Source organism: Streptomyces sp. NBC_00012 (assembly GCF_045040875.1).
In the GTDB taxonomy this organism is placed as follows: Bacteria; Actinomycetota; Actinomycetes; order Streptomycetales; family Streptomycetaceae; genus Streptomyces.
In genome coordinates this window covers 7,010,745-7,032,583 of the sequence record NZ_CP108309.1, presented here as the reverse complement: position 1 = coordinate 7,032,583, position 21,839 = coordinate 7,010,745, and the positions used below count along the sequence as shown (strand labels likewise).

20 protein-coding genes are annotated in these 21,839 nt (G+C 71.7%); 10 read left to right on the top strand and 10 right to left on the bottom strand.

All coding sequences use genetic code 11. The features are described 5' to 3' along the window. The first annotated feature begins 35 nt into the window (after positions 1–35). Positions 36–1,196, top strand: a complete 1,161-nt coding sequence (locus tag OHA19_RS32150) for a TDT family transporter (RefSeq protein ID WP_405710933.1) — start codon at positions 36–38, stop codon at positions 1,194–1,196. Here OHA19_RS32150 and OHA19_RS32145 read toward each other — a convergent pair. From OHA19_RS32145 to OHA19_RS32130, 4 genes are all read right to left on the bottom strand, one after another. Then, entirely contained in the window at positions 1,135–1,842 is a 708-nt protein-coding gene (locus OHA19_RS32145; RefSeq protein WP_405710935.1) for a helical backbone metal receptor, read from the bottom strand. The two genes, OHA19_RS32150 and OHA19_RS32145, sit on opposite strands and share 62 nt — an antisense overlap. Before the next feature lie 11 nt (positions 1,843–1,853). Beyond that, the gene (locus OHA19_RS32140; protein ID WP_405710937.1) at positions 1,854–2,399 is read right to left on the bottom strand and encodes a helix-turn-helix domain-containing protein; all 546 of its coding nucleotides are present in this window, start codon (positions 2,397–2,399) and stop codon (positions 1,854–1,856) included. A gap of 160 nt (positions 2,400–2,559) precedes the next feature. Beyond that, a complete protein-coding gene (locus tag OHA19_RS32135; protein ID WP_405710939.1) occupies positions 2,560–5,202 on the bottom strand; it encodes an ABC transporter permease/substrate binding protein in 2,643 nt (880 codons plus the stop codon). After that, positions 5,195–6,268, bottom strand: a complete 1,074-nt coding sequence (locus tag OHA19_RS32130; protein WP_405710941.1) for a glycine betaine/L-proline ABC transporter ATP-binding protein — start codon at positions 6,266–6,268, stop codon at positions 5,195–5,197. Before OHA19_RS32130 ends, OHA19_RS32135 begins: the two co-directional genes overlap by 8 nt. Positions 6,269–6,602: 334 nt before the next feature. Here OHA19_RS32130 and OHA19_RS32125 point away from each other — a divergent pair, with 334 nt between their 5' ends. Beyond that, complete coding sequence (locus tag OHA19_RS32125; RefSeq protein WP_405721285.1) at positions 6,603–7,511, top strand: 5'-3' exonuclease H3TH domain-containing protein; 909 nt, start codon at positions 6,603–6,605, stop codon at positions 7,509–7,511. 46 nt (positions 7,512–7,557) lie between these two features. After that, complete coding sequence (locus OHA19_RS32120) at positions 7,558–8,400, top strand: siderophore-interacting protein (RefSeq protein WP_405710943.1); 843 nt, start codon at positions 7,558–7,560, stop codon at positions 8,398–8,400. 63 nt (positions 8,401–8,463) lie between these two features. Here OHA19_RS32120 and OHA19_RS32115 read toward each other — a convergent pair whose 3' ends face one another. Continuing rightward, on the bottom strand, positions 8,464–9,204 hold the full coding sequence (locus OHA19_RS32115) for a MerR family transcriptional regulator (protein ID WP_405710945.1): 741 nt from the start codon (positions 9,202–9,204) through the stop codon (positions 8,464–8,466). A gap of 154 nt (positions 9,205–9,358) precedes the next feature. Here OHA19_RS32115 and OHA19_RS32110 point away from each other — a divergent pair, with 154 nt between their 5' ends. Both OHA19_RS32110 and OHA19_RS32105 read left to right on the top strand, forming a co-directional pair. Then, positions 9,359–10,288 carry a hypothetical protein gene (locus OHA19_RS32110; protein ID WP_405721288.1) on the top strand — a complete coding sequence of 310 codons (930 nt, stop codon included), beginning with the start codon at positions 9,359–9,361 and terminating at the stop codon, positions 10,286–10,288. Then, positions 10,285–10,755 (top strand): ABA4-like family protein, encoded by a 471-nt coding sequence (locus OHA19_RS32105; protein WP_405710947.1) that lies wholly within the window; start codon positions 10,285–10,287, stop codon positions 10,753–10,755. The genes OHA19_RS32110 and OHA19_RS32105 overlap by 4 nt, the downstream gene beginning before the upstream one ends. Before the next feature lie 9 nt (positions 10,756–10,764). Here the strand turns inward: OHA19_RS32105 and OHA19_RS32100 are convergent, their stop codons facing one another. The 3 genes from OHA19_RS32100 to OHA19_RS32090 all read right to left on the bottom strand — a co-directional run bounded on the left by OHA19_RS32100 (position 10,765) and on the right by OHA19_RS32090 (position 13,469). Further along, complete coding sequence (locus OHA19_RS32100) at positions 10,765–11,544, bottom strand: ABC transporter permease (RefSeq protein ID WP_405710949.1); 780 nt, start codon at positions 11,542–11,544, stop codon at positions 10,765–10,767. Next, positions 11,541–12,590 (bottom strand): ATP-binding cassette domain-containing protein, encoded by a 1,050-nt coding sequence (locus OHA19_RS32095; protein ID WP_405710951.1) that lies wholly within the window; start codon positions 12,588–12,590, stop codon positions 11,541–11,543. Before OHA19_RS32095 ends, OHA19_RS32100 begins: the two co-directional genes overlap by 4 nt. Before the next feature lie 198 nt (positions 12,591–12,788). Further along, entirely contained in the window at positions 12,789–13,469 is a 681-nt protein-coding gene (locus OHA19_RS32090; protein ID WP_405710953.1) for a PadR family transcriptional regulator, read from the bottom strand. 224 nt (positions 13,470–13,693) lie between these two features. Here OHA19_RS32090 and sigK point away from each other — a divergent pair, with 224 nt between their 5' ends. From sigK to OHA19_RS32065, 5 genes are all read left to right on the top strand, one after another. Further along, entirely contained in the window at positions 13,694–14,278 is a 585-nt protein-coding gene (sigK, locus tag OHA19_RS32085; protein WP_405752449.1) for an ECF RNA polymerase sigma factor SigK, read from the top strand. A gap of 152 nt (positions 14,279–14,430) precedes the next feature. Then, positions 14,431–15,861 carry a cryptochrome/photolyase family protein gene (locus OHA19_RS32080; protein ID WP_405752446.1) on the top strand — a complete coding sequence of 477 codons (1,431 nt, stop codon included), beginning with the start codon at positions 14,431–14,433 and terminating at the stop codon, positions 15,859–15,861. Beyond that, on the top strand, positions 15,854–17,476 hold the full coding sequence (locus OHA19_RS32075; protein ID WP_405752443.1) for a molybdopterin-dependent oxidoreductase: 1,623 nt from the start codon (positions 15,854–15,856) through the stop codon (positions 17,474–17,476). The genes OHA19_RS32080 and OHA19_RS32075 overlap by 8 nt, the downstream gene beginning before the upstream one ends. 49 nt (positions 17,477–17,525) lie before the next feature. Next, complete coding sequence (locus tag OHA19_RS32070) at positions 17,526–18,506, top strand: ADP-ribosylglycohydrolase family protein (protein ID WP_405752441.1); 981 nt, start codon at positions 17,526–17,528, stop codon at positions 18,504–18,506. 99 nt (positions 18,507–18,605) lie between these two features. Next, positions 18,606–19,049, top strand: a complete 444-nt coding sequence (locus tag OHA19_RS32065; RefSeq protein WP_405710966.1) for an SPW repeat protein — start codon at positions 18,606–18,608, stop codon at positions 19,047–19,049. An 88-nt stretch (positions 19,050–19,137) separates the two neighbouring features. On the opposite strand, the gene OHA19_RS32060 is transcribed toward OHA19_RS32065, so the two are convergent. Then, positions 19,138–20,211: a DUF917 domain-containing protein gene (locus tag OHA19_RS32060; RefSeq protein ID WP_405710968.1), complete on the bottom strand. Its 1,074-nt coding sequence runs from the start codon at positions 20,209–20,211 to the stop codon at positions 19,138–19,140. Beyond that, a complete protein-coding gene (locus OHA19_RS32055) occupies positions 20,204–21,799 on the bottom strand; it encodes a hydantoinase/oxoprolinase N-terminal domain-containing protein (protein ID WP_405710970.1) in 1,596 nt (531 codons plus the stop codon). The genes OHA19_RS32060 and OHA19_RS32055 overlap by 8 nt, the downstream gene beginning before the upstream one ends. Positions 21,800–21,839: the final 40 nt, after the last annotated feature.

Below are 21,839 nucleotides of genomic sequence, written 5' to 3'. Positions count from 1 at the left end.
TGGTGGAGCCCGGCCCTCGCCGGGAAAATCGTGGCATGGCCATCTTTCCGCAGACGCAGCAGGCACAACAGCCCTCGGCCCCGTTTCCGACCGCCGAGCGGCTGCCCGCCCTGCGGTACCTCGGCCCCAACTGGTACGCGGCCGTGATGGGCACCTCGATCGTCGCGAGCGCGGGCGTCGCGCTGCCGGTGCACGTGCCAGGGCTGCGGGCCGCCTGCACGGTGGTGTGGGCGCTCGCGGCGGTCGCGCTCGCCGCGGTGCTCGCGGCCCGGACCGGGCACTGGATCGCCCACCGCGACCAGGCCCGCAGCCATCTCCTCGACCCGGCCGTCGCCCCGTTCTACGGCTGTCTGTCGATGGCTCTGCTCGCGGTCGGCGGTTCGACGATGGTGGTCGGGCAGGACGTGATCGGGCACCGGGCGGCGCTCGCCCTGGACGTGGTGCTGTACTCGGCGGGCACGCTGATCGGGCTGGCCGCCGCGGTCGCGATCCCGTACCTGATGGTCGTACGCCACCGGATCGAGCCGGGCACCGCGTCACCGGTCTGGCTGCTGCCGGTGGTGGCGCCGATGGTCTCCGCGGCTCTCGGTCCGCTGCTGGTGCCGGAGCTGCCGGCCGGACAGTGGCGGGAGGCGATGCTGCTGGCCTGCTACGCGATGTTCGGTCTGAGCCTGCTGGCCACGCTGGTGATGCTGCCGCTGATCTTCGCCCGGCTGGTCCACCAGGGGCCGCTGCCGCTCGCGCTGACGCCCACGCTGTTCCTGGTCCTCGGCCCGCTCGGCCAGTCGACGACCGCGGTCAACCAGCTCGCCGATGTGGGACAGGGTGCGATCGGGGCACCGTACGCCTCGGGGCTCGGGGTGTTCGCCGTGCTGTACGGGGTGCCCGTGATGGGGTTCGCGCTGCTGTGGCTGGCGCTGGCCATCGCCATGGTGATGCGGGCCGCACGCAATGGCATGACCTTCGGCATGACGTGGTGGGGCTTCACCTTCCCCGTCGGTACGTGTGTCACCGGCGCCGCCGGTCTGGCCCGGCACACCGGGCTCACGGCGTACACCTGGCTGGCCGTCGCGCTGTACGTGCTGCTGGTGGCGGCCTGGGCGGTGGCCGGGGTGCGGACGCTGCGCGGGCTGTTCAGCGGAGCGCTGCTCGCAGCACCGCAGGCGCCCGCACCAGTGACGGCCCGTACCACGTGAGGTACCGCCCGTCGACGAGTGCGGCGGGCAGCACGGGGAAGGCCTCGGGCCCGTCGTCGGCGGTGAAGCGGTACGGCTCGTCGGGCAGGACGACCAGGTCGGCTCCCGCCGCGTTGAGCACGTCGAGCGGGATGCGGGGGTAGCGCTCGACATGGCCGGCGTACACGTTCTCGACGCCGAGCCGGGCCAGCAGGTCCCCGGCGAAGGTGTCACGGCCCAGCACCATCCAGGGCCTGCGCCAGATCGGCACGATCGCGCGGCGGGGCGCACGGGGCGGCGGCAGCGCGGCCCAGGCCGCCTCGGCCTCGTCCAGCCAGCGCGGCCTGGCCAGCCCGCAGGCGGTGACCAGGACCCTGTCCAGCTCCTCGAAGGCCTGGTCGAGGGTGCGGATCTCCGTGACGAGCACCTCGGTCCCGGCGGCCCGGAGCGCCGCGAGGTCGGGCTCGCGGTTCTCCTCCTCGTTGGCGACGACCAGATCGGGCCGGAGCGCGAGGACCGCCGCCACATCGGGATTCTTGGTGCCGCCGATCCGGGCCGCGGCCAGCCCGGCCGGATGGGTGCACCAGTCGGTGGCGCCGGCCAGCAGACCGGGCGCCGTGACGGCGAGGGCCTCGGTGAGCGAGGGGACCAGGGAGACGACGCGCACGAAGGCCCCGCTCAGCGGCGCGGGTCGTAGGTGGCGTCGATGTGCTCGGCGACCGCGACGACCAGCAGCCTCGTGCCGGGCACGGTGGCCCGCCAGCGGTGCCGCACCCCGCCGGACAGGAAGAGGGTGTCGCCCTGCTCCAGCCGGTAGGCCTGCCCCTCGGCCTCCACCTCGGCGGCGCCCCGCACCACGTACATCACCTCGTCGTTGCGGTGCTGGAACTCGCGCCCGAGGTCGAGTTCGCCGGTGAACTCCAGGGCGCTGAGCTGATGGCGTCCGCGCACCACCCTGCGTACGCCGTCGTCCTCGGCCCCCCGTACGACATCGACGGCGCGTGCCGAGTCCGCTGCGGCGCGCAGCCGTGCCGTGGTGGTCTCCAGGGCTTCGGCGACCCGGTCCAGCGACCGGGCGCTGGGCCTGGCCCGCTCGTTCTCGATCTGGCTGAGGAACGGCACGGACAGACCACTGCGGCCGGCGACCGCGGCCAGCGTGAGCCCCAGGGTCCTGCGCCTTCGGCGGACCGCGGCGCCCACGCGGAGTGCTTCCTTCTCGTCCATGTCCGGCTCCCTCCCGACTCGCCATCCTTCCGGCTGCCAGCACATTACGCATACGGTTGCGCAAGGTCGGCCGGATGGCGATCCTCCGAAAACCCCGAAAGGGCGGGCCCGCCGTCGGCGGTGCCCACCCTTTCCGGTGCTTCGGAGCCTGCGGGAAGCCCTACTGGGGAGCCATCGTGTCCGCGATGCCCGGGTTCTTCTCCATCCAGGCCTTCACGGCCTCCTCCTCGTGCCCCGCGCCGCGCTTCTGGATCTGGTTCTCCAGACCGGCGAGCTGGTCCTCGCTCAGCTTGAAGTCCTTGAACCACTTCGTCAGCTGCGGGTAGTTCTTCGGGAAGTCCTTGGACGCGATGGTGTGCAGCCGGTCACCGTTGCCGAAGGCCTTCTCGGGGTCCTTCAGCTTGGTCATGCCGTACTCGCTGTACGCCCAGTGCGGGGTCCAGAGCAGCACCGCGATGGGCTCCTTCTTGGCGTACGCGCGCTTCAGCTCGGCGAGCATGCCGGGCGTCGAGGAGTCGAGGACCTTGTACTCCTTGTCCAGGCCGTACGCCGGCAGCACGTTCTTCTTGAGGTTCTCCATCGTGGCGGTGCCCGGCTCGATGCCGACGATCCGGCCCTTGAACTGCGAGCCCTTGCCCTTGAGGTCGGCGAGGGACTTGACGTCCTTCACGTAGGAGGGCACCGCGACCTCGATGGACGTCGGGCCGTACCACGACCCGAGATCGCTCAGCTGTGAGCCGTACTTCTGCCAGTAGTTCTTCTGCGTGTACGGCAGCCAGCCGTCGAACTGCACGTCGATCTGGCCGCGCGACATCGCGGCGTACATCGGGCCGACCTCGAACTGCTTGAGGTTGATCCTGTAGCCGCGCTCCTCCAGGACCGCCTTCCACAGGTACGTGGCGGCGATGTCCTCCTCCCAGGGGAACCAGGCCATCTCGACGGCGCGGTCGCGCTCGTCCTTGCCGTTCGTGCCCTTGGCCTTGGCCTTGGCGGCACCGTCGACCGGGGTCCACTTGTCGGCGACGCCCGGGTTGGCCTTCAGCCAGACGCGGACGGCCTCCTGCTCCTTGCCGGAGCCGGACTTCTGGATCTGCGCCTCGAGGCTGGTGAGCTGGTCCTCGGTCATCTTGAAGTTCTTGAGCCAGCTGCCGACCTCGGGGTTGTCGGCGGAGAAGCCCTTGCGGGCCAGGGTGTGGATGCCGTCGCCCTTGCCCCAGAGGTTCTTGGGGTCCTTGAGCTTGGTGAGCTCGAACTGGTTGTAGGCCCAGTGCGGCGACCAGAGCGGAACGACGATCGGTTCCTTCTTGGCGTACGAGCGCTTCAGCTCGGCCAGCATCGACGGCGTGGAGCCGTCGACGACCTTGTACTCCTTGTCCAGGCCGTAGCCCGGCAGGATCTTGTCCTTGAGCAGGCCCGTCTCACCGGCGCTCGGCTCGATGCCGACGATCCGGCCCTTGAACTGCGAGCCCTTGCCCTTGAGGTCGTCCAGCGACTGGACGTCCTTCATGTACGAGGGGACGGCCAGCTCCAGGGAGGTGGGGCCGAACCAGGAGCCCATGTCCTCCAGGCGGTCCTTGTACGTCTTCCAGTAGCTGGCGTGGGTGACCGGGAGCCAGGAGTCGGTCTCGAAGTCGATCTGGCCGTTGGCCATACCGGTGTAGAGCGCGCCGGCCTCGTACTGCTTGGCGTCGACCTCGAAGCCGCGCCGTTCCAGCATCTCCTTCCAGAGGAAGGTGGAGGCGATGCCCTCGTCCCACGGGATGTAGCCCATGCTGATCTTCTTGCCCGCGCCGATGTCCGAACCGTCGGCGGTGTTCTTCTTCTCGTCCGAGCCGGAGGAGCCGAAGATGCCCAGGGCGCCCGCGACGAGCGCGAGGACGACGACCCCGGAGATCGCGACGACGGGCTGCGGGCGGTGGTTCCAGATCTTGAAGCCGCCGGCCATCGCCTGCGCCCTGGCGAGCGCGCGGCGGGCGAGCGGGGAGACCTCGCGGCCGAGGGCGCCGGTCATCCGGTCCAGGTACATCGCCACGATGACGATGGAGATGCCCGCCTCGAAGCCGAGGCCGACGTCCACGTTGCCGATGGCGCGGTAGACGGCGCCGCCGAGGCCGCCGCCGCCGACCATGCCGGCGATGACCACCATGGACAGACCCAGCATGATGACCTGGTTGATGCCCGCCATGATCGTGGGCAGCGCGAGCGGCAGCTGGACCCGCAGCAGGGTGTTGCGCTTGGTGGTGCCGAAGGCCTCGGCGGCCTCGACGAGCTCGCCGTCGACCTGGCGGATGCCGAGCTCGGTCATCCGGACGCCCGGAGGCAGCGAGAAGATGATGGTGGCGATGATTCCGGGCACCACGCCGACGCCGAAGAAGATGACGCCGGGGATCAGATAGACCATGGCGGGCATGGTCTGCATGAAGTCCAGGACCGGCCGGGTCACCGCGCTGACTGTCTTGGAGCGGGACGCCCAGATGCCCAGCGGTACGGCCAGCACCAGCGCGATGATGGTGGCGACGAGCACCAGGGTGAGGGTGTCCATCGCTTCGTCCCACAGCTCGACGGAGTCGATGACGGCGAAGCCCACGAAGGCGAGCACACCGGCGAGCAGGCCGCGCAGCCACCAGGCGATGACCGCGACGATGCCCGCGAAGAGCAGCGGCGCGGGGGCGGAGAGAACGGCGGCTATGCCGTCGAACATGTTGCTGACTATGGAGCTGATCGCGTCGAACAGCCAGGCGAGATGGCTCTGCAGCCAGTCGACGGCGGAGTCGACCCAGTCACCGAGCGGAAGCCTAAACACTGGCCACCTTCTTCGTGACGGTCGTGCCCGCCGGGACGTCCTGCGGAGCCTCGGCGGGGGTCATCGGTTCACCGAGGACGGCGAGCAGCCGGGCGCGCGGGACGACGCCGACGAGCTTGCCCTCGGCGTCGGTCACGGCGACCGCGACCCCGCTCTGCGAGCAGGGCGTGAAGAGCTCGATGATCGGCGTGGACTCGGTGACGGTGGCCGGGGCGGCCGCGAGCACGTCGGCGGCGGTGCGCAGCTCCTTGCCGTCGTCCGTGCTGGTGCCCATGACGGTGTGCGGCTCGGCCATGATGGCGCCCGCGGTCAGCACCCGGGTCCGGTCGACGTCCTGGGTGAAGGAGGCGACGTAGTCGTTGGCCGGGGTGACGAGGATGTCCTCGGCGGTGCCGAGCTGGACGATCTTCCCGTCGCGCATCACGGCGATGCGGTCGCCGAGGCGCATGGCCTCGTTGAGGTCGTGGGTGATGAAGACGATGGTCTTCTTCAGCCGCTTCTGCAGTTCGAGCAGCTGGTCCTGCATGTCGCGGCGGATCAGCGGGTCGAGTGCGCTGAAGGACTCGTCCATCAGCAGCAGGTCGGCGTCGGTGGCCAGGGCGCGGGCCAGGCCGACACGCTGCTGCATGCCGCCGGACAGCTCGTCGGGCCAGGACTTCTCCCAGCCGGCCAGGCCGGTCATCTCCAGCGCCTCGGTGGCGCGCTTCTCGCGCTCGGCGCGCGGTACGCCCTGCACTTCCAGGCCGTACGCGGCGTTCTCCAGCACACTGCGGTGAGGGAAGAGCGCGAAGTGCTGGAACACCATGCTGATCTTGGTGGAACGGACATGGCGCAGCTCGGCGGGGCTCAGGGCGGTCAGGTCCTGGCCGTCGAAGAGCACGCGTCCGGCCGTGGGCTCCAGAAGTCCGTTGAGCATGCGCAGCAACGTGGACTTTCCGGACCCGGACAGACCCATCACGACGAAGATCTGTCCCGGCTCGACGGTGAACGAGGCGTCGATCACCGCTGCGGTCGTTCCGTCGGCGCGCAGCTCGTCGCGGTCTGCGCCGCCTTCGAGCTTCTGCACGGCTTGATCGGGTCGTCTGCCGAACACTTTGTACAAGCGTTCAGCTTGCAGCCTTGACACATACACCTCGCGGGTTGAACCGAAAAACGGTCTGCCACCCCCTCCGGCAGACCGTGGAGCGGCGCGGATTCGGCCCGCATGGCACGTGCACTAATTGAAACTGGTACGTGATCCGCTCCGGCTGCGCGCCTGCCCCCGCTTACAGAACCCAAACACAAGAGTGACCCAGGTCACACATGAACGATTGATTGCGGCCACCTGTCGCCCTTGCTTCCGCGCCCCTGCGGCCGGTGTCGGTGGGGTGCGGCATCATCGGGGGGTGACGCGACGCCTGATGCTCCTCGACACCGCCTCCCTCTACTACCGCGCCTACTTCGGGGTCCCCGACTCGGTACGCGCCCCGGACGGGACACCGGTCAACGCCGTGCGCGGGCTGCTCGACTTCATCGGGCGCCTGGTGCAGGACCACCGGCCGGACGACCTGGTCGCCTGCATGGACGCGGACTGGCGGCCCCACTGGCGGGTCGAGCTGATCCCGTCGTACAAGGCACACCGGGTCGCGGTGGAGACCGCCGAGGGGCTGCCGGACGAGGAGGAGACCCCCGACACCCTGGCCCCGCAGGTGCCGGTCATCGAGGACGTGCTCGACGCGCTCGGCATCGCCCGGGTCGGTGTCGCGGGCTACGAGGCGGACGACGTGATCGGCACGCTCGCCGGCCTGGCCACCGGCCCCGTGGACATCGTCACCGGCGACCGGGACCTCTACCAGCTGGTCGACGACGCACGCGGGGTCCGGGTGCTCTACCCGCTGAAGGGCGTCGGCTCGCTCCAGCTGACGGACGAGGCGTGGTTGCGGGAGAAGTACGGCGTGGACGGCTCCGGCTACGCCGATCTCGCCCTGCTGCGCGGTGACCCGAGCGACGGACTGCCGGGCGTCCCGGGCATCGGCGAGAAGACCGCGGCCAAGTTGCTGGACACCTTCGGCGATCTGGCCGGGATCATGGCCGCCGTCGACGACCCGAAGTCCAAGCTGACGCCGTCGCAGCGCAAGCGGCTCGACGAGGCGCGGGCGTACGTCGCCGTCGCGCCGAAGGTGGTCCGGGTCGCCGGTGACGTACCGCTGCCGGAATTCGCCCCCGCGCTGCCCGCCGGGCCGCGCGATCCCGCCACCCTGGAAACCCTCGCCAAGCGATGGGGGCTGGGTGGTGCGGTGCAGCGCCTGCTCTCCACTCTGCAAAGCTGAGGTGTTAGCTTAGGTAAGCCTAAGCAATCGGAGCAGGGAGAACCTCGTGGCAGAACGACCGGCGCGGCAGGCACCCCGGGCACAGGGGGCCGAGGTGCTGCGCACCGAGCGGATCACCCCGCACATGGTGCGCGTGGTGCTCGGCGGCGAGGGCCTCGCCGGCTTCGAGCTCGCCGGCTTCACGGACCACTACGTCAAACTCTGCTTCGCCCCCGAGGGTGCCGACTATGCGCACCCCTTCGACATGGCCCGCATCCGCGAGGAGCAGCCCCGCGAGCTGTGGCCCACGACCCGTACGTACACGGTGCGCTCCTGGGATCCGGCCACCCGTGAGCTGGCGATCGACTTCGTGGTCCACGGCGACGAGGGCCTCGCCGGGCCCTGGGCGCTGCGGGCGGCCCCGGGCGACCAGGTGACCTTCCTGGGTCCGGGCGGGGGCTACGGCCCGGCCGCCTCGGCGGACTGGCACCTGCTGGTGGGCGACGAGAGCGCGCTGCCGGCCATCGCGGCGGCCCTGGAACAGATGCCCGCGGGTGCGGTGGTACGCGCGTTCGTCGAGGTGGCGGACGCCGCCGAGGAGCAGAAGATCGTGACGCCGGACAGCATCGGGGTGACCTGGCTGCACCGCGGGGACCGCCCGGTCGGCGAGGCGCTGACCGCCGCCGTGAAGGGGCTCGATTTCCCCGCGGGCGAGGTCCAGGCGTTCGTCCACGGCGAGGCGGGCTTCGTGAAGGAGATCCGCCGCCATCTGCGCCTGGACCGCGGGATCCCGCTCCCCCGGCTGTCGATCTCGGGCTACTGGCGGCTCGGCCAGAACGACGACGCCTGGCGCTCGGTCAAGCGCGAGTGGAACGCCCAGGTGGAGCGCGAGCAGGAGAGCGCCGCGTAACACCGGATCGCCCAGGTACGCCCCGGCCCCCGGCCGGGGCGTACCCGCGTCCGGGCCACCGGCTCACCCATCGGCACCCGGCACCCTCGCGCTTTCCGCACCCTCGTCGGCCGGACCGCCCGCCGCGTCACCGTCCGGGCCGACCGCCCCCTCGCTGCCCCGACCGCCCGCCCCTTCGTCGCCGTCGTAGGCACGCGCGGACGCGTCCACATGCGCGAGCCGTCTCAGCGCACTGAACATGGCCTCGCCCAGCACCGTGCCCACCACCACGCTCTCCACCAGTTCCTCGCGCGCCACCCGCCGTCCCACATAGTCGAGGTCGGCCCGCGCGACCGGTTCGGCGGCGGCCGCGTAGTCGTCGAGCAGTTCGACGAAGCCTCCGTGCCCGGCCCTGCGGAGCGCGACGATCACCCCGGCCAGGGACTCGCCCGCCGGGCCGTGCGCCTCGACCCGCCAGCCCCGCCGCTCCACCAGTTCCGCCACCTCGTCGCGGGCGTCATCCAGTTCGGGCCCCACCTCGCCCTCGTGCGACGGGGTGAGGCGCTTCGCCGCGGCACTCAGCACCTTGTGCACCGGCTGCGCCGGGTCCTCGACCACCCGCAGCACATCGCCGATGGCGGCCAGCGAGAGCCCCCCGACATCCAGCAGGGCGCGGATCAGACGCAGCCTGCGCTCGTGCCCGGAGTCGTAGCTCGCCTGGTTCGGGCTGGTCAACCGCCCTGCCGGCAACAGCCCTTCACGTACATAGAACTTGATCGTCGGCACCGGGACCCCGGACCTGCTGCTCAACTCGCCGATGCGCACCGCGTGTTCTTCCTTCCGCGCTTGCCAATCCCCCGACCATCATAGATAGTTCCGCTATCGGATAGCAGCAAGTGCCACTATCCATAATCTCTGAGGGGTCCTCATGTCTTCCTGGCGTTCCTGGCATCGCCCGTTAGTCCTCTTCGCCGCGGCGATGGCCGTCATGACGGTCGTCTCGGGCATCGGCCTCATAGCCGACGACCGGGTCCTGGCAGGCGCGCCGATATGGTTCAAACCGTTCAAGTTCGCGGTCTCGTTCGTCGTGTACGCACTCGCCCTCGCCTGGATGCTGACGCTGGTCACCCGTGGCCGACGAATCGGCTGGTGGGCCGGGACCGTGGTGGCGCTGTCCAGCCTGGCCGAGATGGCGATCATCACCGGACAGGTGATCCGCGGGAAGCGGAGCCACTTCAACCACGCCACACCGTTCGACGAGACGCTGTTCAGCGCGATGGCCGTCACCGTCGTCATCCTGTGGACCAGCACCCTGGTCATCGCGGTCCTGCTGCTGCGCGCCCGGATCGCCGACCGCGCCTCCGCCTGGGCGATTCGCTCGGGTGTGCTGCTCGCCCTGGTGGGCGCCGGATTCGGTTTCCTGATGACGCAGCCCACCCCCGAGCAGCGGGCGGCCGGGAACCTGGACACCGCCGATGTGATCGGCGCGCACTCCGTCGGCGTACCGGACGGCGGCCCGTCGATGCCGCTGACCGGCTGGTCCACGACCGGCGGCGATCTGCGCATCCCGCACTTCGTGGGAATGCACGCGCTCCAGCTGCTGCCGCTCTTCCTGCTCGCGCTGGTCGCCCTGGCCCCGCGCTTCCCGCGGCTGCGCGACCCGCGGGTCCGGCTGCGGCTGGTGCTGGTGGCTTCGGGGGCGTACGCGGCGGTCGTCGCGCTGGTCACCTGGCAGGCGCTGCGCGGCCAGCCGCTGAACCACCCGGACGGTGCGACGCTCGGTGCCGCCGCGCTGATCCTGGTCGCGAGCGCCGTCGGCGCCCTGGGGGCGCTGAGGCCGGCTCCCGCTGGGCAGCAAACAGGCACCAGCCCTGAATCCGCTTCCACCCAGAAGGAGTTCGCGTCATGACCGGTGCGCTCTTCGAGATCTCGTTCTTCCTGGCAGCACCGTTCTGGCTGCTCATGATCCTGGCGCCCAACTGGCCTCCCACGGCACGCCTCGCCGCCTCACCGCTCACCGTCCTGCCGGTGCTGACGCTCTACCTGATCATGGCCGTGCCCGTCTTTCCCGAGCTCTGGGACGCGGTGCGCAGCCCCGACATCGACACCTTCCGCGACCTGACGGCGCTGGCGAACGGGGCCGGGGCGATCTGGGCGCAGGTGATCGCCTGGGATCTGCTGCTGGGCCAGTGGATGTACCTGGAAGGGCGCCGGCTGGGGATCTCGCCGCTGGTGATGGGGCCGTTGCTGGTGCTGACGATCGTGCTGTCACCGTTCGGACTGCTGGTCTTCCTCGCGATGAGGGCGGTGCTGAAGCCGAGGGCCCGGCCCGGGAACGCGGTCCCGGACCGGGCCGGCGGTACGACTCCGTCGTAGGCGCGCCCGTCAGACGGACTTCTGGTACGAGCGGAACGTGCGGGTCGACAGCCCGACCGCCACCACCGCGAGGAACAGAAGGGCTCCCCCGCGGCTGAGGACCACGTCCCGGTCCGGGGCGGCGGTCAGCGCGGAACGGCCCGCCACCATCGCCCAGTCGACCGGGTTGAAGTCGGCGATGTGCCGCATCCAGGACGGCATCTGGCTCGGGGCCATGAAGGAGGAGGAGAGGAAGGTCAGCGGCAGCAGCAGAAAGGTGTTGATGCCGATGATCGACTCACGCCGCCGGACCAGCATGCCCAGGGCGTTGGAGAGCGCGCCGAAGACCGTACCGAGCAGGACCGAGGCGACGACCAGGATCAGCAGTCCGCCCACGCCGCCCGGGTAGGAGGCCCCGGCGGCCCAGCCGAGCAGCACGATGATGACGGACTGCGCGGCGGTGCCGATGCCGTTCTGCACGACGTTGGCGTTCATCAGCGCGTTGCGGCTGACCGGCGTGGTCAGAAAACGGTTGAGGGTGCCCCGCTCGATCTCCTCCAGGGTGCCCATCCCGGACCACATGCTCGATCCGAGCGCGCTCATCACCACGATGCCCGGGATCAGGTAGTCCAGGTACGACGTGGTGCCGAAGCCGCCGAGCTCGACGACCTTCTTGAAGAGGTTGCCGAACAGGAACAGCCAGATCACCGGCTGGATCAGGGAGATCGCCAGGAAGACCGGCTGCCGGATGATCCCCATGAGCTGGCGCTGCGTCATGTACCAGGTCTGGGCGAGTGCCCGACCGCTCATCGGTTGCCTCCGGCGTGGGTGGGGACGGGGGCCCGCCGGGCGTCCGCGCCCTCGGCTTCGGCCTCGGCGAAGCGGCGACCGGCGTAGCGCAGATAGACGTCGTCGAGGGAGGGGCGGGCCACGGTGGCGGCGGCGACCGCCGCACCGGCCCGCTCCAGGGCGGCGAGCAGGACGGGGACGGCCGCGGCGCCGTCCCCGGCACGTACGCTCACCCGGCGGCCGTCGACCAGCACCTCGTGCACGCCGGGCAGCCGGCCGAGCGCGAGGGTGATCACCGCGGTGTCGCCGTCGGCACGCAGCTCCATGTGGACGGCGTCGCCCCGGAGTTCGCCCTTGAGCTCGTCGGGGGTGCCTTCGACGACGATCCGGCCGCGGTCGACGATCGCGATGCGCTCGGCGAGCCGGTCGGCCTCGTCCAGGTAGTGCGTGGTGAGGACGATGGTCAGCCCGTCGTCGCCCGCCAGCCGGGCGATCTCGTCCCACATCGCGGTGCGGGCCTCGGGGTCGAGTCCGGTGGTGGGTTCGTCGAGGAAGAGCACCTCGGGACGGTGGACCAGGCCGAGCGCCACGTCGAGGCGGCGCTGCATCCCCCCGGAGTACCCCTGGACCCGGCGGTCGGCCGCTCCGGCGAGGTCGAAGCGGCCCAGCAGCTCATCGGCGCGGCGCCGGACGTCCGCGCCCCGCATCCCGTACAGCCTGCCCTGGAGCAGGAGGTTCTCCCGGCCGGTGGCGACCGGGTCGGCGCCGGACTTCTGGGCGACGACTCCGATGGCGCGGCGGACCCGGTCGGGGTGGCGCAGGACGTCGTGTCCGGCGACGGTCGCGGTGCCGGAGTCGGGGCGGGCCAGGGTGGTGAGGACCTTCACGGTGGTGGACTTTCCGGCGCCGTTGGGGCCGAGCAGTCCGAAGACCGTGCCGGCCTCGATGCCGAGGTCCATGCCGCGCAGGGCGGTGACATCGCCGGGATAGGTCTTGATCAGGTTTCGCGCCGCTACCGCGGGCGCACGGGTGCTGTTCCGCGCCGCTGCGGGCGCACGGGTGCTCATGACAGAGCTCTCCTGTGGGTCGGCGGGGTGCTCGGGGGCACCGAGCACTCGGGTATACCGAGCCGGATCCGCGTGAAGAGCGCCGGGCTATCCTTGGTGTGCCGCACCTCGATCGCCCGGTTCGCCTTCACGGCGTGACCGGTCCGGGGTTCGGGACCCCGGCGGTCGCTGCTCCAACAGCTCCCGTCGGGGTCCTTCTCACTCCGGGTCCTGCGTTGGGCCCTTGCTCTCCGGGTCCAGGACGATCTCCTCCGCGTCCAGGTCCTGCCAGTCCTGCGGGACCTGGCCGGTCTCGTGGAAGGACTTCCACTCCTCGATGCCGCTGATCGTCTCTTCGGTCAGCTCGTCGCGGAAATTCTTGATCCACTCCAGCTGCGCGTCGATCATGTGGAGCTGGTACTCGGTCTCGATGACGAAGACGCGGGGCAGCTTCTCCCCCAGCCGGCCGAGGACACCCCGCAGGGCCGCCGACCGGATCGCCAGCGCCGACCCCCGGGTCTCCATCAGCTCCGCCACTTCCTGCGGCGGCAGTACCGGCAGCAGCGCCAGCGCCGTCTCGAAGACCGGGTACTCGGCGGCGGGGACGGCGAGCAGATCGGAGAGCCAGTCCAGCATCTCCGCGCGCCCGGCGTCGGTGATGCCGTAGAGCGTGCGCTCGGGGCGGTTGCCCTGCCGCTGGACGCCGGCCACCTCCACGTACCCGTGCTTCTCCAGGTTCTGGACGACGGTGTAGAGGGAGCCGAAATTGATCTTGACGCTGTGTTCCTTGCCGCGTCGCCGAAGCGTCTGGGCGATTTCGTACGGATGCATGGAGCGCTCGGCGAGCAGCACCATGACCGTGAGCGCCAGCGGATTGCTGAGCTTGCGCCGCTTGGCCACCGCCCCCACCTTCCCTGCCTGGACTTAACTCGTCATCGAATACTCGTGGGCGAACATATCGCGTTCACCCAGACGCGTCAACCAAGATGTATCGCGAGTTCCGGGAGACGTGGAAGGATCTCGCGCACCGATCCGGCCCGGCCCGGCCCGCATCGACCGATCCGCGCTGCCGTCGGTTCCCGGTCCTGTCGGGCAGCCGATGCGCGACCAGAGAGGAAGCCCGCGTGAAGGAAGCCGTGCACATCGGCGGAGCGCCGTCGGCGGGGCCCGATCTCCAGGAGCTGCTGGGGCTGGTCGCCCGGGGTGACCAGGAAGCCTTCGCCGCGGTGTACGCCGCGGTCAGCGGGCCCGTCCTCGCGCTGGTACGGAACGTGCTGCGCGATCCGGCCCAGTCCGAGGAGGTCGCACAGGAGGTCCTGGTCGAGGTGTGGCGGTCGGCGGCCCGCTTCCGGCCCGCCCGCGGCAGCGCGATGAACTGGGTGCTGACCCTTGCGCATCGCCGGGCCGTGGACCGGGTGCGCTCGGCCGAGGCGTCGGCGGCCCGTGAGCGCGCGGCGGCGCTGCTGGACCGTACGCCCGCCTACGACCAGGTCACCGAGCAGGTGGAGACCCGGCTGGAGCACGAACAGGTCCGCCGCTGCGTGGGGCGGCTCTCCGAGGTGCAGCGCCAGTCCGTGACCCTCGCCTACTACCGGGGGTTGAGCCACCGCGAGGTGTCGGAGCTGCTCTCCGTGCCGCTCGGGACGGTCAAGACACGGCTGCGCGACGGACTGATCCGGCTGCGCGACGGCCTCGGGACGAGCACCTGAGCGGCGCCGCCGGACTCGCCGGCCGCGTGACCGGGGCCGACTCCCGGCCCCGTCAGGCGAACCGCGCCCGCCGCAGGGCGCCGTGACAGCCCGTCGCGCGGCGACGGCACGACCGGCACCCGCATGACCAGCACCGGAAAGGACACACCGCCATGACTGTCTCCGTCGCACTGTTCACCTCCGACCTGCGGGTGCACGACAACCCGGTGCTGCGGGCCGCGGTACGGGAGGCGGATGCCGTCGTTCCGCTGTTCGTGCGGGACCGGGGCATCCAGCGGACCGGCTTCGACGCGCCGAACCGGCGGGCCTTCCTCGCCGACTGCCTCGCCGACCTCGACGCGGCTCTGCGCGACCGCGGCGGACGGCTCGTCGTCCGGGACGGCGACGTGGTGGCCGTCGCCCGTGCCGTGGCCGTGGAGACCGGTGCGCGGAGTCTGCACGTCGCCGGCGGAGTGAGCGGGTACGCGACGCACCGCGAGAGCGGGCTCCGTACGGCCCTGGCGGCGGTCGGATGCGCCCTGCACGTCCACGACGCGGTGGTCACCGCGGTCGCCCCGGGCCGCGTCGTCCCGGCGGGCCGCGATCACTACGCGGTGTTCACCCCGTACTTGCGCCGTTGGCAGGAGGCGGGGGTACGGGGAACGCTGGCCGCGCCACGCGCGGTGCGGCTGCCGGACGGAGTGGAGCCGGGACCGTTGCCGGAGCGGGCGGCGGTGGCCGGCGTCTCCCCCGGGCTCGCCAGGGGCGGCGAGTCGGCCGGACGCCGGTTGCTGTCGTCCTGGCTGCACGGCCCGCTGGCCGGCTACGAGAACGGCCACGACGATCTGGCCGGTGACGCGACCTCCAGGGTCTCCCCCCACCTCCACTTCGGCTGTCTCTCGGCGGCCGAAGTGATCAACCGGGCGAGGCAGCGGGGCGGGCCGGGCGCCGACGCGTTCGTACGGCAGCTGGCGTGGCGGGACTTCCACCACCAGGTGCTCGCCGCACGGCCGGACGCCGCCCGGGAGGACTACCGCACCCGGCACGACCGCTGGCGGCACGACGAGGACGAGATCGAGGCCTGGCGCACGGGGCGCACCGGCTACCCGCTGGTCGACGCTGCGATGCGGCAACTGGCGCACGAGGGCTGGATGCACAACCGGGGCCGGATGCTCGTGGCCGGCTTCCTCACCAAGACGCTGTACGCGGACTGGCGGGTGGGTGCCCGGCACTTCCTCGACCTGCTGGCCGACGGCGACCTGGCGAACAATCAGCTCAACTGGCAGTGGATGGCGGGCACCGGCACCGACACCCGGCCCAACCGGGTCCTGAATCCGGTGGTCCAGGGCAAGCGGTTCGATCCGCGCGGCGTCTACGTGCGCCGCTGGGTGCCGGAGCTCGCGGAGCTGGCGGACTGCGAGATCCATGAGCCGTGGAAGCTCACCGGGCCGCGCCGGGCCGCGATCGAGTACCCGGATCCGCTCGTCGGCCTGTCGGAGGCACGGGCCCGGTTCGAGCGGGCACGCGGCCTGGACCGACGCGCACCCGATCGGGTGAGGGACCAATCCGCCCGGCGCGGGGCGACGAATCCCGGTCGTGAGTGAAGACCGAGACGATGCACAGCGGACCGGGACAGCCAGACCCCGGCGACCGGGCGCGACGCGCGCCGCCCTCGCCGCGCTCAGCGGTCTGATCGCCGGGTTCTGCGCCCTGGCGGTCGCCGAGCTGGCCGCGGCTCTCGTACGTCCCGAGGCGGGCCCGGTCACGGCGGTGGGCAGTGCGGTGATCGACCGTACTCCCCCGGCCGTGCGGGACTTCGCCGTACGGAACTTCGGCACCGCCGACAAGCTGGTGCTCCAGCTCGGCATCCTGGTACTCCTGGCGCTCTTCGCCATGGCGATCGGGGTGCTGGCGCTGCGGCACCGGCGGATGGGGTCGGCCGCCGTCCTGGTGTTCGGCCTGGTCGGGGCCGTGGCGGCGGCAGGGCGGCCGGAGGGCATGCCGGCCGACGCGCTGCCTTCGGTGGTGGGTGCCGCGGTGGCGGTGGCGGTGCTGTACCTCCTGGCCGGACGGCTCGTATCATCGCCCGGTCCCGCGGCCGGCGAGCGGGACGAAGGAGCGAACGGCGGCTTCGACCGCCGCGGCTTCGTGGTCGCGGCCACCGCCACGGCGGCGGCCTCCGCCGGCGTGGGACTCCTGGGCCGGCGGCTCACCTCCTCCGTCCAGGCAGGAGCCTCCGCCTCACGTCATGACCTGGTCCTCCCGGCCCCGCGTTCCGCCGCACCGGCGGTGCCGGCCGGCGCCGATCTGAGGATCCGGGGGCTGAGCCCGTTCATCACCCCGAACCAGGACTTCTACCGGGTGGACACGGCTCTGGTCGTGCCACGCGTCGACGCCGGCACCTGGCGGCTGCGGATCCATGGCAGGGGTGTGGCCCGGCCCGTCACCGTCGGCCTCCACGACCTGCTGCGAAGGGAGGCCCTGGAACGCGACATCACCTTGACCTGCGTGTCCAACGAGGTCGGCGGACCCCTGGTCGGCAACGCCAGGTGGCTCGGGGTGCGACTGGCCGGCCTGTTGCGCGACGCGGGAGTACGCCCCCCGTCGGAGGGCGGCCCCGCCGACCAGATCGTGGCGCGTTCCGTGGACGGCATGACGATCGGTACACCGGTCGAGGCGGTCATGGACGGGCGCGACGCGATGCTCGCCTTCGGCATGAACGGCGAACCGCTGCCCTTCGAGCACGGCTTCCCGGTCCGGATGGTCGTACCCGGCCTGTACGGATACGTGTCGGCCTGCAAGTGGATCGAGGACATCGAGCTGACCACGTTCGCCGCCTACGACGCCTACTGGGTCCGGCGGAGCTGGGCCCAGCAGGCACCGGTCAAGACCGAGTCACGGATCGACACCCCCCGCCCGCTCGCCTCCCCGAAGGCCGGCACCGTACCGGTGGCCGGGGTGGCCTGGGCCCAGCACCGCGGCATCTCCGGGGTCGAGGTCCGGGTGGACGGCGGGAAGTGGCACCCGGCACGGCTGGCCGCCGCGGACACCCGGGACACCTGGCGCCAGTGGGTGTGGGAGTGGCCCGCCACATCCGGCCGTCACACCCTGGAGGTCCGCGCCACCGACGGAACCGGCGCCACCCAGACCGGCGTTCGCACGGGCACGGTGCCCGACGGTGCGACCGGCTGGCACTCGGTGACGGTCGACGTGCGATGAACCCGCGTACGGCGGGAGGCCGTCCTGGGGCAGCCCGTACGCTGACCGGATGAATCCTCCAGGCCCCGTGGAACGCCAGGACCGGGTGGCGGGCGCCGTCGTCGGTTCGGCGGTGGGTGACGCGCTGGGCGCACCCTTCGAGTTCGGGCCCGCCGGTGTGTACACCGCCCGCTTCCCGGACGGCGTCGGCACGATGTGCGGGGGCGGCGGCTGGGATCCGGGGGAAGCCACGGACGACACGCAGATGGCCGTGCTGGTCGCGGAATCGCTGCTGGAACGGGGCGGTCTCGACCTTCCCGACATGTTCGGCCGGTTCCGCCGCTGGGCGGCGGGCAACCCGAAGGACATCGGGCTGCAGACCGAGGACGTCCTGACGAGCGGTGCGCAGTGGGACCTCGCGGCGGCGCTGCACTTCCAGGTCAACGGGCGCGCGGCGGGCAACGGTTCGCTGATGCGGGCGGCCACCTCCGCCGTGTATTTCGCGGCGCGGGGCCGTCCGGCGACCATGGACGCCGCCCGCCGGATCGCCTCCCTCACCCATGGCGACCGGGCCGCCTGGGAGGGCACCGCCGTGCTCCACGAGCTGATCCGGGTGGCGCTGGACGGCGGTGATCCGCTCTCCGCCGTCCCGGACGCCCTGGCGGACGTGCACGAGGATCACCGCGAGCGCTGGGCCGGCGTCCTCGCGCCCGACTGGCGCCCGGAGGCCGCGACGGAGTTCAACGGTGCGGTCTGGCCGTGCCTGGGCACCGCGCTGTGGGCGCTGCGCACCACGGATTCGTACGAGAACGCCCTGGCCACCGCCGTGGACGTGGGCGGGGACACCGACACGGTGGCCGCCGTGACCGGCGCCCTGGCGGGTGCGGTGTACGGCTTCGAAGCGATCCCCGGGCGCTGGACGGAGCCGCTGCACGTGCCGCTGCCGGGGTACGGGGACCGGGTGCTGCGTACGCCCGGCCTGGTGGAGCTGGCCCGGCGGCTGGGCGGTGCATCACCGCGTGCGGTTCGTACGGATTCTCGCGAGCCCTGAATCTACACATAAGGGAGATATAAGCGCAGAATGGCATAGCAGGCCGCTTGTCGCAGACAGAAAACGGGTCGGTCTGCAGGAGCGAAGGAGACGAACCCCATGTCAAACATCTCGCACACCGGCCGTGACATGGCCAGTCACCCCGATGTCTCCGAAATGCGCGATCGCTATGCCCGCATGCTCGGTGGCCGCGATGTGGCCCTGGTGGACGCACCGGTGTTCCTCGTCGGTCTCTACTGCGCCGTCTCGCCGTGGGTGCTGCACTTCACGGCAAGTCAGTCCACACTCGCGACGCACAACCTGATCATGGGTATCGCGATCGCCGCGCTGGGCCTCGGGTTCACCGTGATGCCGGAGCGCATGTACGGCCTGAGCTGGGCCATCTGCGCGATGGGGATCTGGACGATCCTCTCGACGTGGATCGTCGGCAGCAGCCCCGACCTCGGCATCGTCCTCAACAACGTCATCATCGGCGGCCTGACCATACTGCTGGGCCTGGCCTGCGTCGCCGTGTCCATGAAGAGCGGCAAGCGGGCGGTCTGAGACAAGGGATCACTCGGCGGAAGGGATGCCCCGGCCGGTCCGCTCCGCGCGGACCGGCCGGGGCCGTCGCGGCCGGCCGGCCCGTGGGTCAGCTCTCCCGGAACGGCAGGTAGTCCACGTCGTACCCGAAGTAGCGCGGCCCGGCGAGCGCCAGGCCGCCCGGGGTGGTCCAGCGCGGGTCGCAGGGCGCCGCGAGGACGCTGACGCGCAGGCCGTAGCGCAGTCCCTCCGTGGTCACCGGATCGCCGGTGTCGGTGTCCAGCACGCAGATCAGGTCGGGCGTGGTGGCGACCGTCTCACCGTCCCGGGTGGCGAGCAGGTGCTCGTTCTGGAAGCCGAGTTCGAGCACCCGGCCCGCGTCGTCGCCGATGCCCTCGATCCGGGCGCTGCCCCGGGCGAAGCCGCCCTCGGTGCGGCGGCCGACGTCGATCACCTTGCCGGTCAGCAGATGGGTGCCGGACAGCATGGTGCGGGCCGCGAGCACCGGATCGGTGTGCGCCGCGCGCGCCTCGCGCACCGCCGCGCCGAGCCGCTCGGCGAGCGTCAGCGTGGCGGGGACGAGCCCGTCGGCGAGCTGGTCGCCGCGCATCACGGTGTCGGCGCTGGAGATCTGGCAGCCGAGCTCCACGCAGACCGCCCTGGCGATGCGCTCGGCGGCGTGGTTGGAGACGGCGTCGACGATGATGCTGTTGCCCTTGTCGTCGGCGAGCGCCATCGGGGTGTTGGCCACCCCGATCAGTCCGGGCAGCACCATCTGTGCCTCGGGGAAGGCACGGCCCATGGCGTCGCCGTCGACCAGCGGCAGCCCCGCCTCCGCGGCGCAGGCGATGGGCAGCATGGAGTTGACGCCGCCGACCTCGATCGGCGCGATGTGGGTGGCGGCCCGGCCGATGTGCTTCTCCAGGGCGCGCAGCGCGGCCACCTCCTCGCCACCGGCGGGGACGCGTTCCAGCAGCACCGTCGGTGCCCCCATCCCGGAGACGGGAACCACCGTCGCGTCGTCCGGCACCTCGTCGAAGGCGACGAGCCGGACCGGGCCGTACTTGCGGATGGCCTCACGGGCCAGGAGCTTGCCGATGTACGGGTCGCCGCCCCCGCCGGTGCCGAGGATGCCCGCGCCGCGCGCGATGTCGTCCAGGTTGTCGAGGTTGATCTCACGCATGTGACGCTGCTCCATGGGTGTCGCGCGCCCCGGCCGGGGCGTGGGTGGTGCCGATGCCGTTCAGGTCGAGGTCGCCGACCGCCTTGACGCGGATACGGGTCGCGCCGCCGGGCAGGTAGGCCAGCGGGACCTCCTCCACGTCGACGATGCGGACCGTGCCGGGCCTGGCGCCGGCGCTCTCGGCCCGGCCCACGGCCTCCTCGCGGGCCTCGGCGAGCACGGCGTCCCTGCGCCCCTCCGGGACCTGGAAGACCCGGTCGACCTCTCCGCCGACCTGGGCGATGGCGGCGCCCACCGCGTTGGCGACGTCGAAGTGGCCGGGGCGGCGCACATCGTCGAAGCCGGGCAGGGCCGCGGGCACCAGCACGCTGCCGCCGCCGACCGCCACGACCGGCAGTGGCCCCGCCGAGGTGCGCATCCGGTCGACGGTCTCCGCCAGCCGCTCCGCGATCCGGTCGAGCGCGCGGGCGGTGAACTCCGGATCCAGGTGGGCGACCCGGGAGCGGTCGCCGATGTCGGCGCGGCCCGCGGCGACCGCGAGATCGGTGGCCGTCAGGGTGTCGCCGCCGAAGACCAGTGCCTCCTCGGTGAGCCGGAAACCGACCGATCGGGGACCGGTCTCGCCGTCGGGCGACACCAGGGAGCCACCGCCTATGCCGAGCGAGAGGACGTCGGGGATACGGAAGTTGGTCCGGATGCCCGCGGCCTCGCTCTCGCCCGCCGCCTCGCGTGGGAAGCCGCCGGCCAGGATGCCGACGTCCGCGGTGGTGCCGCCGACGTCGACGACCGCGCAGTCCCCGAGACCGGACAGGAAGGCGGCGCCGCGCATCGAGTTGGTGGGCCCGGAGGCGAAGGTGGCCACCGGGTAGGCGCGGGCGAAGTCCACGTCCATCAGCGTGCCGTCGTTCTGCGACAGGAAGAACGGGGCGGTCAGCGACACCTCGGCGAGCGACTTGGCGAACGACTCCACGATCGCGGCCGCCAGGTCGCGCAGCGCCGCGTTGATGATCGTGGCGTTCTCACGGGCCAGCAGTCCGACCCGGCCGAGTTCGTGCGAGAGCGAGAAGTGCACGCCGGGGCCCAGTTCGGCGCCGAGGATCTCGGCGGCCCGGCGCTCGTCCTCCTCGGCGACCGGGGAGAACACCGACGAGACGGCCACCGAGGTCAGTCCGCGCGCGGCGATGTCGGCGGCGGTGCGCTTCAGCTCCTCGGGGTCGAGCGGCGACAGCGGCCGTCCGTCGAACTCCCGCCCGCCGTGGCAGAGATAGCCGTGCCCGCCGACGGCCGCCCGCTGCCGCCGCGGCCAGTCGGTCATCGGCGGCAGAGCGGCGGTGGCGGGCAGACCGAGGCGTACCGCGGCGACGGGGGCGAGCCGGGCGCCCTCGATCAGCGCGTTGAGGAAGTGGGTCGTACCGATCATCACGGCGGTGACGGATTCCATCGGCGGGTCGAGGGCCCGGATCGCCGCGGTCACGCCGGAGGTGATGTCGGAGGTGGTGGGGGTCTTCGCGGTGGCGATGATCCGGTCGTCGTCCCCCAGGAGGGCGGCGTCGGTGTTGGTGCCTCCGACGTCGATTCCGATGCGCATGGTGTGTCTGTCTTTCGTAGGGGGTGGGGTGTTCGGGTGG

Excerpts from the sequence above, each read along its gene's own strand:
- OHA19_RS32095 (WP_405710951.1), bottom strand. The coding sequence starts at position 12,590 with ATGAGCACCCGTGCGCCCGCAGCGGCGCGGAACAGCACCCGTGCGCCC.
- OHA19_RS32110 (WP_405721288.1), top strand. The coding sequence starts at position 9,359 with ATGGCCGTCATGACGGTCGTCTCGGGCATCGGCCTCATAGCCGACGAC.
- OHA19_RS32150 (WP_405710933.1), top strand. The coding sequence starts at position 36 with ATGGCCATCTTTCCGCAGACGCAGCAGGCACAACAGCCCTCGGCCCCG.
- OHA19_RS32100 (WP_405710949.1), bottom strand. The coding sequence starts at position 11,544 with ATGAGCGGTCGGGCACTCGCCCAGACCTGGTACATGACGCAGCGCCAG.
- OHA19_RS32105 (WP_405710947.1), top strand. The coding sequence starts at position 10,285 with ATGACCGGTGCGCTCTTCGAGATCTCGTTCTTCCTGGCAGCACCGTTC.
- OHA19_RS32140 (WP_405710937.1), bottom strand. The coding sequence starts at position 2,399 with ATGGACGAGAAGGAAGCACTCCGCGTGGGCGCCGCGGTCCGCCGAAGG.
- OHA19_RS32055 (WP_405710970.1), bottom strand. The coding sequence starts at position 21,799 with ATGCGCATCGGAATCGACGTCGGAGGCACCAACACCGACGCCGCCCTC.
- OHA19_RS32070 (WP_405752441.1), top strand. The coding sequence starts at position 17,526 with ATGAATCCTCCAGGCCCCGTGGAACGCCAGGACCGGGTGGCGGGCGCC.
- OHA19_RS32125 (WP_405721285.1), top strand. The coding sequence starts at position 6,603 with ATGCTCCTCGACACCGCCTCCCTCTACTACCGCGCCTACTTCGGGGTC.
- OHA19_RS32060 (WP_405710968.1), bottom strand. The coding sequence starts at position 20,211 with ATGCGTGAGATCAACCTCGACAACCTGGACGACATCGCGCGCGGCGCG.
- OHA19_RS32065 (WP_405710966.1), top strand. The coding sequence starts at position 18,606 with ATGTCAAACATCTCGCACACCGGCCGTGACATGGCCAGTCACCCCGAT.
- OHA19_RS32080 (WP_405752446.1), top strand. The coding sequence starts at position 14,431 with ATGACTGTCTCCGTCGCACTGTTCACCTCCGACCTGCGGGTGCACGAC.